Below are 15,252 nucleotides of genomic sequence, written 5' to 3' on the forward strand. Positions count from 1 at the left end.
AGCCCTCCCCCGTAGGCCGAGGCCGAGGCCGGACTGCGCCTCGTATGACAACGCAAGCGACACCATCCGATGGCGACTTGTTCAGGATATGTCGACGCGAGAGTCGGCGAGGGCGAAATGGCCGGCATTCCGCCGCGTGAGCGGTTCCGTTCCGGGCTCCCGGGTACCACGGCCGGACCGTGCCGTCCCGCACACCGCAGCCTGCCGGCGCACCGCCGTCGGGGCTGTGCCGAGCCGCTGCTCCCTCGCCGAACACTTCGACGCCGCCACTCCGCGGCCTCGGCGGCCGTCGACGGTGAGCGCGGCCTGCCCCCGCCCTGACGACTTACTCTTCCCGCCCGGTGGGAACCGCGTCGGCCCGGGTCGGACGGGACTCGTCACGACCAGGGACTTCCAGGCGGTAACGCCGCGCTCAGGTACGCATTTGCCTGGCCGCCTGCCGCGTGGAGCGGCGGCAGGCAGCCGGAACATGTGAGGTGGGCCGAGGGGTTCAGGGCACGAAGACCAGGCGCTCGCTGGTCTTCTCGGACCATGCCTGCGCGATCCGGGCCGGCGGCACGGCGCGGGCCTGGACGTCGATGGCGCCCTCGGTCACCGCCCTTGCCAGCTCGGGCAGTTCGGCGATGAAGTCACGGGCGGAGACCGAGCCGATGCCGCTGCCCACGATCTTCAGCCGGGCCGCACGCAGCGCCGCGGAAGGGATCGGGGCGGACTCGCCCGCCATGGAGCCGATCTGGACCCAGGTCAGCGGAACGGAGCGATCGGCACGGGCGGTAAGCATCGGCAGCATGGCGCCGGCGGCGGGAGCCCCCCACACGAAGTCGAGGACGACGTCGACGTCGGCCGCCGCGGCGACTTCGTCGAAGGCGAGCGCCCGGTCCGCGCCGAGGTCGGGCAGCGCCTTGAGGCGGGCGGTGTCGCGGCCGACGGCGAAGACCTGCGCGGCGCCGAACCGCTTGGCGATCTGGACGGCCATGCGTCCGGCGCTGCCGGTGGCGCCGAGGATGAGAACGCGCTGCCCCTCGCGGAAGGTGATGCGGCGGCGCAGGGCGACCCAGGAGGACATGCCCGGGTTCATCGCGGCGGCGATCCGGACGGGGTCCACGTCGTCGGGCAGGACGACGCTTCGGCGTGTGTCGATCACGGTGCGCTCGGCGAAGGTGCCGAGGTTCGTGTCGTCCAGGACTGCGTAACGCAGGCGGCCCGAAGAGTCGCGCACGACGCCGTCGACGCCGGGCACCAGCGGGAAGACGCCGGTGGCGGAGTAGTGGGTGCCGTTCGCCTTGGCCCGGGTCAGGTGGTGCAGGCCCGCCGCGAGGACGTCCACCACCAGCTCGTGCTCGCCCTGGGCCACCGGCTCGGGGTGCTCGCCGTAGACGGGCGGCGCGTCGTGCGCCGTGATGACCGCAGCATGCATGAGGAACTCCCGGAAGTTGGTTTGCATTACCAATCACTGCCAGAGTTATTGGTAATGCAAACAATGTCAAGTAGGGTGGTGTTCATGGATCCCGACGACTCCACGGACGCCCTGGTCGACGGCCTGGTCCGCAGCGCCTTCCAGGTCATGGGTGTTCTCACTCGCATCGGCGCCGAGCACGACCTGTCCCTCACCCAGCTGCGCGTACTCGGGATCGTGCGCGACCGACGCCCCCGCATGAGCGACCTCGCGGCCTTCCTGGGCCTGGACAAGTCGACCCTGTCCGGCCTCGTCGCCCGCGCCGAACGGCGCGGGCTGCTGGCGCGCGATACCGCCCCCGACGACAAGCGCGCCGTCGTCGTCGTGATCACCGACGCCGGACGCGACCTCACCCAGCGCCTGTACGAGGAATTCCGGAGCACCCTCGCACCGGCAACCGACCGACTCGATCCGAAACAGCGCGAGCAGCTCGCTCAACTGCTCGAGCCGCTCCTCACCCCGCCCCTACCGGCAGCGCCGCGTCCCGAGCGCCCGGCGCGCGGCACGCCCTGAGTCCCGCGCCCGGCGGCACCTGAGCGCACCACCCCCGTGGCGGAAGGCCGAGTATTCGCATCGCGTCCGGGCAAACGCACCGCCATGGTCGATCATCCGCGATTCGTGCAGACCGTCCTGGACACCACCGAGCCGAGAAGGCTCGCGGAGTTCTATCGTCGACTACTCGGACTGGCCTACCGACCCGGCGACGAGCCCCCTGCGAACGAGGCTCCCGACGAGCCCGACTGGCTCGTCCTACGCGACGCCCGGGGAGCGAACAAGCTCGCCTTCCAGCGAGTCGACCATCTGCCGCGTACGACGTGGCCCCGGCACGACATCCCGATGCAGATGCACCTGGACTTCGCCGTCCCCGACACGGCGGATCTGCATGCGCAACGCGAGCGCGCGCAATCCCTCGGAGCGCAGCTCCTGCTCGACAAGCACGACGATCCCGACGAACCGCTGTACGTGTTCGCGGATCCCTCCGGACACCCCTTCTGCATCTTCGTCGCCTGACCGATCCGAGGTGAACCCCGCGGCCGAACTGACGATGTGTCAGGCACGGGGTGGGCGGGGTAGGTTGCCCGCGCAGACGCGCATCCGAGCGGAAGGGGACGCAGTGTCGGTCCGGGGGAACATCTGGCGGCTTCCGCACGGCGACGAGGTCGGGGCGGTGCTTCCTCCCGAGATCGACACCTCCACGCCGCACCCGGCCCGCATGTACGACTACTACCTCGGCGGCAAGGACAATTTCGCCGCGGATCGCACCGCCGCCGAACAGGTGATGGCCGCCGCACCCAGCGCCGCCGACTCCGCTCGAGGCAACCGGGCGTTCCTGCGCCGCTCCGTGCGGCTCCTCGCCGAGTCGGGGGTACGGCAGTTCCTCGACATCGGCACCGGCATCCCGGCGGCGGGCAACACGCACGAGATCGCCCAGGCCGTCCGACCCGACGCCCGGGTCGCCTACCTCGACAACGATCCGATCGTGCTGGTCCACGCGCGCGCCCTGATGACCGGCGACGAGCGCGGACGACTCACCTACATCCAGGGCGACTTGCGCGACGGGGGCGCCCTTGCCCGGATCCCCGAAGTACGCGAGGTGTTGGACTTCGACGAGCCGATCGCCTTGATGTTGTTGGCGATCCTGCACTTCGTCCGCGACAGCGACGACCCGGCGGCGATCGTCGCCGAACTGCGCGACGCGCTGCCCACCGGCAGCTACCTGGTGCTCTCGCACGCCTCCGCCGACTTCGACCCCGCCCGCGCGAGCAGCGGCGCACGGGTGTACGACCGGGCCACCGCGCCGGTCGTGCTGCGCTCGCACGCGGAGGTCGAGCAGTTGTTCGCGGGCTTCGAGTTGCTCGACCCCGGTCTGGTGAACCTGCCGCGGTGGCACCCCGATTCCCGGGAGACGGGCGAGTACGATCCCGACCTGGTCTGGTTGTACGGCGGCGTGGCCCGCAAGAGCTGACAACTTCGCGGTCGGCGCTCGCACCGGTCCGACCGCCGCAGCAGATCCCCCGGCACAGGCCGACATTCACAATCCGTACTGCACCACGGGCCCTCAGGACACCACACCCTCAACACGCCACCGAGGCAACGCAGTCGGCGTAAGTGGATGAGGGCGGCCGAGCCGAGACGTGCAGGAGGCCCAACGGGACAGGACCGGGCTGCGGCAGCGACTTCGGGGCTCGGACGATCGACTTGATGCTCTTGTCCGCGCCGGTCACCGCCGCAGCGTCTCTCCCGGCATCGAGATCTCCACGGTCTCGAAGGTCAGACATGAGCTTGGACCTCCCACGGAGTGGGGATCGTCGGGATCGTCGGCTTCAGGTCTCACTGCTCCGATGGGTGCGTTTGTGGGGCTTACCTGTTCTTTGTGGGGTTTACGTGCTCCGTGCTGTGGACACCCGGGTGTTCGTCCGTGGGCGCTTTCGTCCTGCGGTGTCACGCGAGGAGCGATGAACATGGCAAGCAGGTACGGGCGTACCGCGGGTGCGATTTCGATGGCCGCGGTGCTGGTCCTGTCCGCAGCGGCATGCGGTGATGACGACGACAACGACGGGGGCAGCGACACCTCGACGTCCTCCGCGATCGCGTCCGCGCTCGAATCCGCGGGCAAGGAGGCCAAGGAGGCCGTTGCGTCGGCGAGCGCGTCCGCGGCGGCCAAGTTGGACGAGATCAAGGACGGCGTCGACGCCAAGGCGGACGCGAGCGTCGGCCCGACCGCTGTCGACGGGGACCGCACCACGGCCGAGGTGACCGTCACCAACGGGACCGACAAGAGTGCCGACTACACGCTCACCGTCGATTTCCGCGACGACGCCGGCAACCTCCTGGACGTCGTCGTCGTCGACGTCGACGAGGTCGGCGCCGGCAAGCAGGCCAAGACCACCGCCCGCAGCCACCGCACACTCTCGGGCCCCACCAAGGCCGACATCGGCCGCGTGATCCGGCACTGAGCACGCCGAACCCGGGCCGCAAGGCCGGTTCCGGACCGGCACGCCGGTCGGGGTCGCCGGCCGACCGGCGTCGGCTCCCACGGCCTCGGGCCGGGCAACGGCCACCGGCCGCCCGCGCGCCCGGCCACCTCGGCGCCGCCGTGGCCGGTGACCCGGGCAATCGGCGGCCGGAACGGGAGGAACCACACCGCGAGGAGGAGCACGCTCGGACGCATCAGCCGGACGTCCACGTGCCTGAGGCAATCGGTGACGGCCGGCAACGGCCCTCGTCCTTGGGATGCGTGGTTGGCCTCGCCATGATCGGGGCGGTATCGCCGGCCCCTCTCGGGACGGAGACACCGATTCCTCAGCGGCCCGGATACCCGTCGATCGACGGATGGCAACGGATCGGGCCCCGACCGGCTACCGGAGGGGCCCGCTGCCTGAGGGGGCGTCAGGAGACTTCGCCCGCGGCTTCCCGGATGGCCTTGTCGATGTCCTTCGAGCTCACGTCGAGGTCCTTGGCCACCTGCTTCTCGGCCTTCAGCTCGGCCTTGGCCAGCGCCCGCTCGAGCGTGCTCTCACCGACGATCACCAAGGCGGCCTCGCCCTCGTCGATGAGTTCCCCGAATTCCTTCACGTCGGCTCGGGACATGCCGCGCCACAGGTGGCCGCCCACCCCGCCCGCGGCCGCCCCCACGGCGGCCGTGCCGATGATCGCCGGCGGGAACAGGAGGCCGACCAGCGCACCGGCCGCGGCACCGCCCCACGCGCCGTGCCGGGTGGCCGTCTCGTCCTTGTTGACGTGCACCTTCCCGTCGTCCTTGGTCACCACCGACGCGTCGTAGCTGCCGACGGCACCGAGTGTGTGAAGCTCCTTCACGACCTGGTAGTCGGCACGCGCCTCGGTCTCGTCCGGATAGGTCCCGATGTAGATGAACACTGCCTCGGGCTTCGCCATCGCATGGATCCTTCCTGTGCCCACCGCACCCGGAAGGACACGGCGGCGATCGACGGCCACACCACGGAACGTAGGCGACGGCCCCGCCCAGGTCGAAAGCCGTGCGGATCTTGTCCGTCGGTTCCAGCATGTACTCCTGCGCCCGACTCGGCATCCCGTGCCGGCAGGCCGCGGGAAGCCGGCCACCTTGCCCCACCGGCGCTGCGGATCGCGTTCAGCCTTTCCCTTCACCCACCGTCCCGGTGGCGCGGCGGAGGCGGTCCGCGCCGACGCAACGCTCACCGGTGCGCGACCGTGGTCACAGGGAACCCGGCGGTGTGGGGTTGACTGCGCCCGATCCCAGGGCATTTTTTCTCCCCGCTCCCTCCCACGTGACGGTGAAGCGTGAGCCCCGCGCAGGGGGCTCGGATGAGATCTGGGGTTGAAGGGAACCCCGACGCTCGCGGACATCCGGCTCACGCGTTGGTCTTCACGGGCTCGATCTCGCTCGGGCGCCAGCTCTTGTCGAAGTACGGCTGAAGCGGGCTGTAGAGACGCAGGAGCACAAACCAGCCCTTGCCGGGGTCGGTCTGGATCCAGTTGCCCTCCTGGCTTTCGGCAGGTCGCTCCGGGCCGAATGTGATGGTCGTCGTGCCGTCGGAGTCCGCGGTCGCCGCAGGCGTCGGATAGGACTGGCTTCCGGCGCGGGGGTAGCGCTGGGGTGTCTGCACCATCGAGCGTGTCTCGTTGTCGTAGACGGTGAGCGACCAGAAGCGGGCTGCCGGGATGTCGGGCGGCAGGGTCACTCGGTAGGTCTTGGCGCCGTCGAGGGGGTTTCCGTCGGCATCCTTGGTGGCGATGATGTACTGCGACCCGATTCCGGTCAGCCGCATGCACAGTGCGGGTGAGGACGCGGTGTAGGCGTACCACCACCAGGTTCGGGCATCCAGCACCCGTACTCCGGTCGGGGGAAGCGGCTTGATCCCCTCCTCGGTGACGAGCGGCGGCGGCGTCTCGAAGTCGTAGCCGCCTGCCCACAGCATGTTGCCCCACGCCGAGTCGTCGTAGTACGCGTACCCTTCCGACGCGCGCGGGTCGAAGACCAGTGCCCGCGCGGTCGCGCTCCCGACGGCGGCCGCTTCCTCGAGGATGCGCCGCATCCGCTCGTCGGGGTCGAACGGCTTGCCCTTGACGATCCCGATGGAGGCGAGCTGGCCCATCAACTCGATGTCGGTGCTGCCCGCCGGTTCGTCCTGCACCAGCTCGTTCAGCATTTCGTAGACGCCGATGTCGTTCGGCGGGATCGTGTTGAACGCCTTCCCGCTCGCTTCGACGAAGACCGTCTCGGGAATCTCGGCCGCCGTCCCCGGCGGCACATCGCCCTCCAGGAGGGTGGCGATGCTGGTGCCGAAGCCGCCCCGGACGTAGGGGTAGATCCTCGTCGTGCGCTTGATCAGCTCGACGGTCGGCGCGGGGTCCATGCCCGGGTTCTCGTTGATGAACGCGCGGCCGAGCATGAACGCCCTCGTCGTGCGCGAACGACCGACGTGGTAGCCGCTGTCGGGCAACGGCCCGTCGTACCCCGGCGGGAGGAGCAGGAACCGGCCGCCCTCGCCGCGGTCCGGGCCCGGCAGGCCGAAGTCGACGATCCACTGCCACCACCTGTCGTCGAACATTCCGAGCGACTGCGGAGGCGTCTCGACGACCATCGGCCCGGGCCTGAGATCGATCATGCTGAGGAAATAGACCGTGTCGGCGTTCGCGGTCAGGAACAGCGATGCCGAGTCCATCAGCTCCGAGAAGATCAGGACCTCGTTGTCGGCCGCTCCCGCCTCCTTGAGCCCATTGCGCAGCGCCACCGTCGAGGCCCCCGCGTACCCATTGAGGAATACGTTCAGGGCGTGCACATAGTCGAGATGGTCGAACACCAGATCGCTTGTCTCGGGGCTCGGAAACCCATTGACGAAGTCCAGCGTTCCGACCCTTTGACTGTCGACCCGCGCAGGCGTGGAAATCGACCGAAGCGTATCCCTTGAAACGCTCATCTGTGACTCCTGGATGTTGGAGCAGTGCAAGTCGCAGGCGGGCGTGGGTGCTTGATGGTCGGGGCGCCATCTCCACCTTGTCGTCCACGCGAATACGACATTGGGCTGCATTGGGAACGACACAGGGCTGAACCCAGCCGGCGCCCGGGCCGCCCGAACCAGCCATGAAGTCTCTCCATGGCTGTGGCCGCGCATGCCCGTCCCCAATGTCGGGCCGCGACCAGGACAGACAAATGCCATTTTATTGGCGCATCACATCCAACTGCCAGATTTCGCACCCCAATGGCCCCGGCAGGGGCCTCCGGGCCGAGCACTCCCGGGCCCTCGCCTGACTTGTCGGCGACAAATGTTCCACGCCGCGCGAGGGCGCGGCTGCTGGATTCCACTTCGCAGACACGTAGGGTGATGACTCATGCCTCTACGTGAGGCACGGAGGTGTGCCCGGGGAATCGGGCGCGGCGCCCCGGGGCTGTCGCCGGGTCGATGACTCGACGTGACTCGACGTCCGGCGTGAGGAGTGCTGATGGACCCGTGGGCCGTGGTCGTGGCCGCCGGTGTGGTCGTGGGGTACGCGGCGTTGTCGCGGCGGTTGTCGACGACCGTGCTCTCCGGTCCCCTGGTGTTCACGGCGTTCGGGTTGGCGATCGGTCCGCTGGGCCTGGATCTGCTGGACCGGAACCAGGATCCGGAGATCACCAATGGGCTGTTGGAAAGCGCGCTTGCCCTTTTGCTGTTCACGGACGCGGCGTCGATTCGGCGTCGGGACCTGCGCAGGGAGGGGTTCCTGCCGCTGCGGCTGCTGGTCGTGGGGTTGCCGGTCACGATCGCGCTGGGGTGGCTGGTGGCCTGGCCGCTGTTGCCCGGCCTGGGCGTGTGGGAGTTGGCCTTGGTCGGCATCGTCCTGGCACCGACGGATGCCGCGCTGGGACAGCAGGCGTTCACCAACGAGCGGGTTCCGGCGCTGGTCCGCGGTGGCCTGCGGGTCGAGTCGGGTCTGAACGACGGTCTGGCGCTTCCGTTCTTCGTGCTGGCGCTGGCGGCGGCGGGTGAGGGCCATGATCGTCCGGGGGTCGTCGAGACGTTCCTGAGCGCGTTGCTGCTGAGCGGTGTCATCGGGCTCGTGGCCGGTTGGGTCGGGGCGTGCGTGTTGCGCTGGTCGGCCGCTCGGGGCTGGATCGGCGACGAGTGGCGGCAGTTCCTGAGTCTCGCCGTTCCGGTCGTCACCTATGTGGCGTGCGTCGCGGTCGACGGCAGCGGCTTCATCGGTGCCTGGGCCGCGGGTCTGGCGTTCGGCGTCTGCTTGCGCAGGGCCCCGTCCCGCCGAGGTGCCCGTGTGGATGTCCCGGACCCTGCGCGGAGCACGGAGTTCACCGACCGTCTGGGCTTGCTGCTCGCCTCGCTGAGTTTTCTGGTGTTCGGCGCGATCATTCTGGGCCCGGTACTTCAGCATCCGACGTGGCGGATGGTGGTCTACGCGTTGATCAGCCTGACCGTCGTGCGGATGTTGCCGGTCGCCGGCGCGCTCGTCGGCACGGGCCTGCGTCCGGCTTCCGTGGCCTACCTCGGCTGGTTCGGCCCGCGTGGGCTGGCCTCCGTGGTGTTCGGGCTGATCGCCTTCGAGGAGCACCTGGCCGGGACGACCCTGCTGAGCGGCGTCATCGCGATGACCGTGGGTCTGAGCGTCCTCCTGCACGGCGCCTCGGCCCCGTTCCTGGGCGATCGCTACGGCGACTGGTTCGCCCGCACGCTTCGCGCCGAACCGGGCCTGCGGGAGAACGCCCTGGCGTCCGACGACGACCCGGGTGCGCAACGCGGCAAGGACCTCGGCAAGGGGTGATGCCTCTCCGGTACCGGTCCGACAGTGTGGTCACTCCGTTGCTTCGACTTCCGAGGGACGCCAGGTGCGGTCGAAGAACGACTGCAGGGGGCTGTACAGCCGCAGAAGGGCGAACCATCCCTTGCCCGGTGTGGTCTGGATCCAGTTGCCCTCCGTGACGCCGTCGGGCAGAGACGGCGCGAAGTGCACGGTGGTGGAGCCGTCGCCGGCGGGGGTCGCGGCGGGGGTGGGGTAGTTCTGGCTTCCGGCACGCGGGTAACGCTGGGGGGTCTCGAGCATGGAACGGGTCTGGTTGTCGTAGAGGGTCAGGGACCAGAACCGGGCGGCGGGGATGTCGGGCGGCAGGGTCACGCGGTATCCGCGGCCGCCGTCGAACGGTTCCCCGTCCGCGTCGAGGGCGACGATCAGGTATTGCGAGCCGACGCCGGTCAGACGCATGCACATCGCCGGGGTCACGCACGTGGCGATGTAGAAGAACGCGGCACGCGAGTTCAGCGCACGCCCGGTCGTCGGCGGATAGGGCTCGACGCCCTCGGGAGTGATCTCGGGTGGGGGCACGGACCAGTCGTAGCCGCCGACGAACAGCGGGTTGTACCAGGCGGATTGGTCGTCGTAGTACCCGAACTCCTCCTCGGGGCGCGGCCGGAAGCCGAGGGTGCGGGCGGTGGCGTTGCCGATCGCCACGGCCTCCTCCAGCAGGGCGCGCATGCGGGGGGCGGGGTGGAACGTGTGGCCCTTGGCGATGCCGATCGCGCGGAACGCACCCGCGGCCTCCGGGTCCGGGGCGTCGGCGCCCTCGGACTGGATGAGGTCGTCGAGGAGTTCGTAGAAGGAGAAGTCGTTCGGCGGCAGGGTGTTCATCGCCCGGCCGGTGCCCTCGACGAACACGGGTGGGTCGGGCTGCGCCGGCTGCGCCAGCGGGCTCCTGCCGCGCAGGAACGACCCCACGCTGGACCCGAGGCCGCCGGGGACATAGGGGTGGATGCGCAGCGTGTCCTTGATCCGGGCGACGGTCGGCGCGGGGTCGTCGTTCTCCAGAAAGCTGCGGCCGGCGACGGTGACCCGGGAGGTGGCGGAATGGCAGACGAAGGCGCCGCCTTCGGGCAGCGGCCCGTCGTAGCCGGGTGGCACGATCACGTAGGTTCCGCCGGTGCCGCGGTCCGGGCCGGGCAGTCCGAAGTCGGTCACCCAGCGGAACCACATGTCGTCGATCACGCCCAGGCTCTGGGGCGGAACCTCCAGGACCACGGGGCCGTCGGTGAGGTCGAGGAAGGTCCAGAAGTACACGGTGTCGGCGTTGCCGGTCAGGAACAGCGATTTGCAGTCCATCAGCCCCGAGAACAGGAGTACGGCGTTGTCCTCGACCCCGGCGTCGAGGAATCCTTTACGGAGCGCGGCCAGCGATACCCCCGGAAATCCGGCGAGATACGCGTCGACGCCGTGTGCCAGGTCGAGATTGTCGAAGACTTTTTCGCAGGTCGCCGGATCCGGTACGCCGTCCGTGAACCTCAGCTCTCCGAACCGGGTTTCGACGACCTCGGGAGTCGAGACCGATGCCAACGCCTTCGCATTCACGAGATTGCTCATACCTCAACCCTGCGGGCCTCTCGCCGGAACCGCACGCGCAACACCGAGTGCCGCGGAGGGCCGGTCGCGCCCGGCGAGGGGACCGGCTGGACTCAGTGCCGGCGGCCCTCGGCGAACGGGCCCCAGGCCCGGTCCCGGCCGCCCGCCGCAGTCGCAACCTCGATCCGGGCACCGCCCTCGACCTCGAAGCACGCGACCGTGACCTGCTTCCCGAGACGTTTGACCTCACCGCGCTCGGCCGCACGGCCGGGTCCCACCGACGCGTCCGCCGGCACGAATGCGCTTCGGAGCAGGAACGGCGCCTTCTCCCAGACGAGGACGTCGCGGACCCACCGACCGTAACCGCGCCGCCATTTCACGGTCAGGCTCGGCACCTCGCCGTGAACAACCCGGACGGCCCCCTTGAAAGCCCCCGGCCGCCGACCGACCCATCGCCGACGACCCGCGACACCGGCGACGAGGACGACGATCACGACCAGATCGATACCGAGCACGGCCAACAGCGCGATCAACATGGTCCAAGCCTCCCGCAAGGTCGGCCGGGCCGCCCTTCCGCGGAGACACGCCGAGCAGCTCGGGCGGGGCCGTCGTGGTGACCTGAAAGCCGCCACACGGCGGGCGCGGTCTCCCACACGGTGGTCGGTGTCGCCGATCGGGTCGTCCATCCGGCGGGTGTAACCCAGGGTGCGCGGTGGCAACAGCGAGTATCCAATGATGCGGCGGTTCGCCGCACCGTCCCCGGGAGTGCCATATGAGTACGCCGTCCGAGCCGCCCACCGGTGCGGCACCGGCCTCAGCCCGGCGAGAGCCCGGGCACCGGGGCGCTCGGCGGGCGAGGCGGATCGTGATGAGCACCGTCTCCGCAGTGCTGATCACGCTCACCTGCGTCCTCGTGCCGGTATCGCTGATCACCGTGTGGGTGCACGACATCGTGCTCGACACCGACCGGTACGTCTCGACGGTGGAGCCGCTCGCCTCGAACCCGGCGATCGAGGCCGCCGCCGCCGACCGCATCACCGAAGCGGTCGGCGTGCGGGTGGACGGCGCCCAGGTCACCGCGGACATCGCCGCCTGGCTGGAGGCCCAGGGACTCCCGCCACGGGTGGGCACCGCGGTGAAGGGGCTGGGCCCACAACTGAACGACGCCGTCGACCAGGTGGCCCACCGGGCGGCCACCCGCTTCGTGGACAGCGACCGGTTCGAGAAGGTCTGGACGAACGCCAACCGCACCGCCCACTCCGACGTCGTCAAGGTGCTCACCGGCAAGGGCCGCGGCTCGGTGGATGTGGAGGACGGCACCGTGACGCTCGATGTCGGCGCCGCCGTGGACACGGTCAAACAGGACCTCGTCGCGGACGGGGTCACCCCGGCCGAGCAGATCCCCGACGTCGACAAGAAGATGGTGCTGGTCAAGTCGGACAAGCTGAAGAAGATCCAGGACGCCGCGCACGCACTGGACGTGCTGGGCAACTGGCTTCCGGTGCTCACCGTGCTGCTCGGCACCATCGGGGTCCTCCTGGCCCGTCGGCGCCGCCGCGCCCTGGTGACCACCGCCCTGGGCGCCGCCTTCGCCTGCCTGATCCTGGCCGTCGGCCTGGCGATCGCCCGCCGCTACTATCTCGACCACCTGCCCGCGACGGTGCAGTCCCCGGCCGCCGCCGGAGCGATCTTCGACACGCTGCTGCGCTTTTTGAAGAACAGCGTCCGCACCGCGCTCGTCCTGGGCGTCGTGGTGGGCATCGGCGCCTACCTCTCGGGCGCGGGACGCCTGCCACGCGCCCTGCGCGCCGGCGCCGACCGCGGCGCCGACGCCCTCGCCCGCTCCGCGCACAGGCACCACATGGGCACCGGCAAAACCGGCACCTGGGTGGCCGCGCAACGCCGGTGGCTCACCCTCGGCGCGCTGCTCCTGGTCACCCTCGGCTTCGCCCTGTGGAACCACCCGACGGCATTGGTCATCCTGCTGTGGGTGGTCCTCCTGTTGGTCCTGCTCACGGTGATCGCCCTGCTGGCCGCCACCGGGCGCAACCGCGAACCGACCGGACGAACCCAAGCGCGATAGCGCCCGGCCGCCGCCGATCGGCTCGTCGCCGACGGGCGCATCGGCCGGGCGCCTGACCGCACCAAGCGTTACGCGTATCCACGCCGGGGGCAGGTCACGCGAGCAGTTTCTGCTTGGCCCGTTCGAACTCCTCGGCGGAGATGTCGCCGTTGCTCTTGAGCTGCGCCAGCCTGGAGAGTTCCTCGACGCCGGTGGACCCCTTGTTGGTGCCGGCGGCGTCGCGGACGTACGCCTGGAAGGCCTCGTTCTGTTGCTCGGCCCGGGCGGCGTCGCGCCTGCCCATGCCGCTGCCGCGGGCGACGACATAGACGAACACGCCCAGGAACGGCAGCGCGATCACGAAGACCATCCATCCGGTCTTGGCCCAGCCGCCGAGGCTGTCGTCACGCAACACGTCCGTGATGATCCGGAACAGCAGGAAGAACCACAGGATCCACAGGAACAGCCACAACATGGTCAGGAACGCGTTCAGAAGCGGGTAGTCGTCCATGGGCAAGGCTCCTGTTCGTGAGTGGCGGTGACCGTCGACCCCAGGCGTAGTGTCAGCCCTGGTGACGCGCGGGCCCGCGCGCTCTTGGCCCCCTCCCACCAGTCGAACCCCGCCCACCCCGGCTCGCAACCGCCGGCCCGATGCCGATCCCACCCCGCGAGCCGGACGGGCCCGACCATTGGGCGTCCCGATGCCCGTCCCGCATCCCGAGCGACACCGTCACGTGCCCGTGCCTGACCCGCCCGAGCCACCCGGGCCGAGGCCCTTAATCGCATGCGCGACCGGACGGACGACCGACATTGTCGCCGGTGGGAAGGAGGACGACGTCGAGGCCGTGGAGCCGGTTCGGGTCGGTGTCGATGGCGATGCGGGTGATCCTCTCGCCGCTGATGGTGAACGTGAAGACGGCCTGCGGTCGGCCTCGGTGCCACCACACGGCCGCCGGGACACCGTCGACCAGGGCGATGCGGGCGGCCTGAGCCCGTCCGGCGAAGAAGGCCGCCACCGCGTGGGCGCCGCGGATCTCGAGGGCCACGGCGTCCGGATCGAGCAACTCCAGCAGGCTCGTGAAGTCTCCGTCCCGGGCCGCGGTGAGGAAGGCGGCGACCATTTCGCGCTTGGGTGATCTCGCGGCATCGGAGGCGTCTGCCGTTCCTTGGACCCGGCGCCGGGCGCGGCTGGCGAGTTGCCGGGTCGCGGCCGGGGAGCGGTCGATGATGGCGCCGATCTCGGCGAACGACACGGCGAAGACGTCGTGCAGGACGAACGCGAGCCGCTCGGCGGGAGTGAGCGTGTCCAGCACCACGGTGAGCGCGACGCCGACCGAGTCCGCCATCAGTGCCTCGTCCTCGGGGGTGGCCGGAATGTTCGGATGGGAACTCCGGTGCGGTGCGTCCGACTCGGGCGGCAGCGCCCCGGCCGAGTCCTCGCGCCGGGCCCGGCGCGCCTCGAGCATGTTCAGGCAGACCCGGGCAACGATCGTGGTCAGCCACCCGGCCGGGTTCTCCACCTGGCCCGTGTCGGCACGGCCGACGCGCAGCCAGGCCTCCTGGACCGCGTCCTCGGCCTCGGCCGGTGAGCCGAGCATCCGGTAGGCCACCGCCCGCAAGCGGTCCTGGTGCTCGGCGAACCGTGCGCTCAGCCAGTCCTGCTCAGTCATCGGTCACATTCTTTCGTCGGCGCCTGTCATACCAATTGACCGGCGAACCCACTCCGGTGTGACATCCCGCGGGTCACCTGCCGGTTCAGGCAGCACATACACCGCGAACAGAAGGAGATGCGCCATGACAGCGCACGCGATCCCGACCCTGCTCGGCGTCCGGGACATGGAGGCCGCCAAGCGGTTCTACACCGACGGACTCGGCTGGAAGATCGAGAACGACTACGGCATCTCGGTGTTCTTCGAGTCCGACGGCGCCTCGCCCATCGGCCTTTACGGCCGCGAAGGTCTGGCCGAACTGGTGGGCACGAACCCGGACGGCAACGGCTTCAGCGGGCTGGTCCTCACCTCCGAACTCGGTAGTGAGGCGCGAGTGGACGAGATGATGGCGCAGGCCGCGAAGGCCGGCGCCACCATCCTCAAGCCCGCCGACGCCCTGCCATGGGGCGGCTACGGCGGTACCTTCGCCGACCTGGACGGCTACATCTGGCGCGTCGGCCACACCGCCCAGGGCAACGGCTAGACCGTGTCCGGTGGATCCTGGTGTACCTCGGTGGACCTCGGTGGACCTCGCTGGACCTCGGTGATCGGGTCGCGTCGTCCGGTGCCGTGGATCGGCGTGCCGGAGAAGCGGCTGCGCGGTGGTTCCCTCCGGTGGTTCCTCCGATCCCGGCGAGACCAGCGCGGCGAGGGACCCGAAGCGCGGAAGTCGGGCGGCACGACCCCACCAGGATCCGCCG

At 70.0% G+C, this 15,252-nt stretch carries 14 protein-coding genes; 7 read left to right on the forward strand and 7 right to left on the reverse strand.

Annotation, left to right across the window (positions count from 1 at the left end):
* Positions 1-490 precede the first annotated feature (490 nt).
* Positions 491-1,417 carry a zinc-binding dehydrogenase gene (locus tag ACZOOI_RS31710; protein ID WP_465284193.1) on the reverse strand — a complete coding sequence of 309 codons (927 nt, stop codon included), beginning with the start codon at positions 1,415-1,417 and terminating at the stop codon, positions 491-493.
* A gap of 84 nt (positions 1,418-1,501) precedes the next feature.
* On the opposite strand from ACZOOI_RS31710, the gene ACZOOI_RS31715 reads away from it, so the two are divergent.
* The 4 genes from ACZOOI_RS31715 to ACZOOI_RS31730 all read left to right on the forward strand — a co-directional run bounded on the left by ACZOOI_RS31715 (position 1,502) and on the right by ACZOOI_RS31730 (position 4,413).
* Entirely contained in the window at positions 1,502-1,969 is a 468-nt protein-coding gene (locus ACZOOI_RS31715; RefSeq protein ID WP_465282990.1) for a MarR family winged helix-turn-helix transcriptional regulator, read from the forward strand.
* Positions 1,970-2,053: 84 nt separating this feature from the next.
* Positions 2,054-2,467 carry a VOC family protein gene (locus tag ACZOOI_RS31720; protein ID WP_465282991.1) on the forward strand — a complete coding sequence of 138 codons (414 nt, stop codon included), beginning with the start codon at positions 2,054-2,056 and terminating at the stop codon, positions 2,465-2,467.
* 103 nt (positions 2,468-2,570) lie between these two features.
* Positions 2,571-3,422: an SAM-dependent methyltransferase gene (locus tag ACZOOI_RS31725; protein WP_465282992.1), complete on the forward strand. Its 852-nt coding sequence runs from the start codon at positions 2,571-2,573 to the stop codon at positions 3,420-3,422.
* A gap of 496 nt (positions 3,423-3,918) precedes the next feature.
* Complete coding sequence (locus ACZOOI_RS31730; RefSeq protein WP_465282993.1) at positions 3,919-4,413, forward strand: hypothetical protein; 495 nt, start codon at positions 3,919-3,921, stop codon at positions 4,411-4,413.
* Between the two features lie 433 nt (positions 4,414-4,846).
* On the opposite strand, the gene ACZOOI_RS31735 is transcribed toward ACZOOI_RS31730, so the two are convergent.
* The gene (locus ACZOOI_RS31735; RefSeq protein ID WP_465282994.1) at positions 4,847-5,353 is read right to left on the reverse strand and encodes a DUF1269 domain-containing protein; all 507 of its coding nucleotides are present in this window, start codon (positions 5,351-5,353) and stop codon (positions 4,847-4,849) included.
* 455 nt (positions 5,354-5,808) lie between these two features.
* The gene (locus ACZOOI_RS31740; protein WP_465282995.1) at positions 5,809-7,260 is read right to left on the reverse strand and encodes a DUF1254 domain-containing protein; all 1,452 of its coding nucleotides are present in this window, start codon (positions 7,258-7,260) and stop codon (positions 5,809-5,811) included.
* A 640-nt stretch (positions 7,261-7,900) separates the two neighbouring features.
* On the opposite strand from ACZOOI_RS31740, the gene ACZOOI_RS31745 reads away from it, so the two are divergent.
* The gene (locus ACZOOI_RS31745; RefSeq protein WP_465282996.1) at positions 7,901-9,214 is read left to right on the forward strand and encodes a cation:proton antiporter; all 1,314 of its coding nucleotides are present in this window, start codon (positions 7,901-7,903) and stop codon (positions 9,212-9,214) included.
* Between the two features lie 30 nt (positions 9,215-9,244).
* Here ACZOOI_RS31745 and ACZOOI_RS31750 read toward each other — a convergent pair whose 3' ends face one another.
* Complete coding sequence (locus ACZOOI_RS31750; protein WP_465282997.1) at positions 9,245-10,801, reverse strand: DUF1254 domain-containing protein; 1,557 nt, start codon at positions 10,799-10,801, stop codon at positions 9,245-9,247.
* Positions 10,802-10,893: 92 nt separating this feature from the next.
* On the reverse strand, positions 10,894-11,316 hold the full coding sequence (locus ACZOOI_RS31755) for a hypothetical protein (RefSeq protein WP_465282998.1): 423 nt from the start codon (positions 11,314-11,316) through the stop codon (positions 10,894-10,896).
* A gap of 332 nt (positions 11,317-11,648) precedes the next feature.
* Here ACZOOI_RS31755 and ACZOOI_RS31760 point away from each other — a divergent pair, with 332 nt between their 5' ends.
* Positions 11,649-12,863 (forward strand): hypothetical protein, encoded by a 1,215-nt coding sequence (locus ACZOOI_RS31760; protein WP_465282999.1) that lies wholly within the window; start codon positions 11,649-11,651, stop codon positions 12,861-12,863.
* Between the two features lie 94 nt (positions 12,864-12,957).
* On the opposite strand, the gene ACZOOI_RS31765 is transcribed toward ACZOOI_RS31760, so the two are convergent.
* Together ACZOOI_RS31765 and ACZOOI_RS31770 are read right to left on the reverse strand one after the other, a co-directional pair.
* A complete protein-coding gene (locus ACZOOI_RS31765; RefSeq protein ID WP_465282808.1) occupies positions 12,958-13,353 on the reverse strand; it encodes an SHOCT domain-containing protein in 396 nt (131 codons plus the stop codon).
* A 265-nt stretch (positions 13,354-13,618) separates the two neighbouring features.
* Entirely contained in the window at positions 13,619-14,512 is an 894-nt protein-coding gene (locus ACZOOI_RS31770; RefSeq protein ID WP_465283000.1) for a sigma-70 family RNA polymerase sigma factor, read from the reverse strand.
* A gap of 124 nt (positions 14,513-14,636) precedes the next feature.
* Here ACZOOI_RS31770 and ACZOOI_RS31775 point away from each other — a divergent pair, with 124 nt between their 5' ends.
* Positions 14,637-15,035, forward strand: coding sequence for a VOC family protein (locus ACZOOI_RS31775; protein WP_465283001.1), 399 nt, complete (start codon positions 14,637-14,639; stop codon positions 15,033-15,035).
* Positions 15,036-15,252 lie beyond the last annotated feature (217 nt).

The sequence above is a fragment of the Embleya sp. L77 genome (assembly GCF_055557415.1).